Source organism: Flavobacterium sandaracinum (assembly GCF_004349135.1).
In the GTDB taxonomy this organism is placed as follows: Bacteria; Bacteroidota; Bacteroidia; order Flavobacteriales; family Flavobacteriaceae; genus Flavobacterium; species Flavobacterium sandaracinum.
This window is the reverse complement of the sequence record NZ_SMFN01000052.1, coordinates 1-1,935: the sequence shown is the minus strand read 5'-3', so window position 1 is coordinate 1,935 and position 1,935 is coordinate 1. Positions and strand designations below refer to the sequence as shown.

Below are 1,935 nucleotides of genomic sequence, written 5' to 3'. Positions count from 1 at the left end.
GGATAGCGGTTTTTGACCAGCGTGGCCCGCCTACTTGGTATCTTGGCAGTAGCCAAAGTTCAATTCCCTGTAAAAAATAACTTTATGGGTAAGGGCAGGTGTGCCCAATCCCGAAACTTCGGGAAAGAATATCAGGATAAAATTAGCCTGATTTAAACACCAAAAAAAAAGAGGCTCACTTGCCTCTTGAAATTCCCTCTATTTTTTTAACGATAAGTGCATAGTTCCTGCCAATGTCCGGTTCCGTTCAACCGCGGGTTCATTGTTCGGCTTGCAGCCGCAACGAAACCCTAGCTGTTGTAAAACGTTTATTTCGAAATCAAGTTATTAGTCGGAAGTGTAATATTTTTTACAAAGATTAATCCATCGTACATTTCCGAAAACTTTTTTTGATACAAATGATTATTTTTTGGATTGAAACCGCCACCACCTGCAACTATTTGTTCTGTTTTCTTTTTGAAGAAATTTGATGAACTACCATTTAAGGCTTTATAGATATCAATAAAGTAAATTTCGTCCTTTGTATCAATAAGTGTTTCGGCATAAGTTTTTGCAAATGGTTTATTTAATTCAACTTTTTTCCAACTGGGTTTTTCGTTTATATTAGAGAAATAACCAGCTTGTGTACCTGTGCCAAAATCAAATCCAACACTATAATAATCATTTTTAAAATATTCTTTCATATGTCTTCCGAAATTATAAATGTTTCGATTACTATAATTGCCAAATCCTTTATTATTAATGTGCTCGTTATGAGCCCAAATAAAAGCTTTCCCGTTTTTTGATTTATTCTCTACTATCCATTTAGCATTTTCAAACATCTTTAAATCCCTATCTTGACTATAATTGTTTTGTACATAGTAGGTGTGTTTTATTAAATAATCTAAAGCTCTAATTGCAGAATTGAACTCAACACTATTCTCATTTTTAATTCCTTTTTTAAAATCCACTAAAATACTTCTAATTTCAATTAGTTTTGGAGTTTGAGTATCTGCCCAATTATTTGATTGCATATATTCAACTTTCTTTTCTACACATTGATCTGCTATTAAAAGAAGTTCTTCAGGGATAGGGATATTATAATTTTTAACTAAATCACGTATTTCTTGATTAATATTTTTTACATTTTGAATATCCATACCATAAAACTTAATTTGCTCGTCTTTTGGTTTATTGAAATTGTAACTTCTCATCCATTCCAAAAGGTTTACTACTTCTTTGCAATACCAAAATCCGATGCTAAAATTGTTGGCAATAGTTTCAGCGTTTCCTTTTCCACCACTAATCCATTCATTGATACCTGCTTCTGAAGTGTATGAATCCTCAATAATAAACACTTTTACATCTTGATTTTCAACCAAATATTTGAAGAATTTTGTTTTTATGTCGAAAAATTCTTTTCCTTGATGAGTAGTTTCTCCGAATCCGAATATTTTTGCATCAGCAAACTTTTGCGGAATGTTATTGTTGAATATCGTAAGGTTCGTATCTGGATCTGCATCTTCAATTTTAATTGCATTTTCATTAATCCAATTAACAGCTTTATCATCTTGGGCGTATGTTTGAAATAATATAAAATATGTAATGGATAAAATAAAAATTCTCATATGCGCAATATTTGTTTTAAATGTTTTACAACGTCAGTCTGTGAAAAAACTTCCGTTTATTTCTTTCAAATATAGTACATATTTTCAAAGTAAAAGGCAGAAAAGTTGTATATTTAAAGATGCAACACATCACAGGAATACCGCGCAATCAGTTGTTTTTTTCGAGTTTAGAGGACTCGATTTCTCTAGAAAACCCCGTTCGTTTTGTCGAAGCTTTTGTCGAAGCGTTAGACTTGGGGTCTTTAGGATTTACAGTTCAGACCATTAAAACCGAGGGGCGTCCTAGCTTTGATACTAAAATATTCCTCAAACTGTATTTATATTGCTA

General features: G+C 32.1%; 2 protein-coding genes. One reads left to right on the top strand and one right to left on the bottom strand.

Annotation, left to right across the window (positions count from 1 at the left end; genetic code table 11):
* Window positions 1-308 precede the first annotated feature (308 nt).
* Window positions 309-1,607, bottom strand: a complete 1,299-nt coding sequence (locus tag E0F91_RS17520) for an erythromycin esterase family protein (protein ID WP_132067634.1) — start codon at window positions 1,605-1,607, stop codon at window positions 309-311.
* Between the two features lie 119 nt (window positions 1,608-1,726).
* Between E0F91_RS17520 and E0F91_RS17515 the strand changes: the two genes are divergently transcribed.
* Window positions 1,727-1,935, top strand: a 209-nt coding sequence (locus E0F91_RS17515; protein ID WP_481797693.1) for a transposase, incomplete at its 3' end; no start/stop codon positions are given.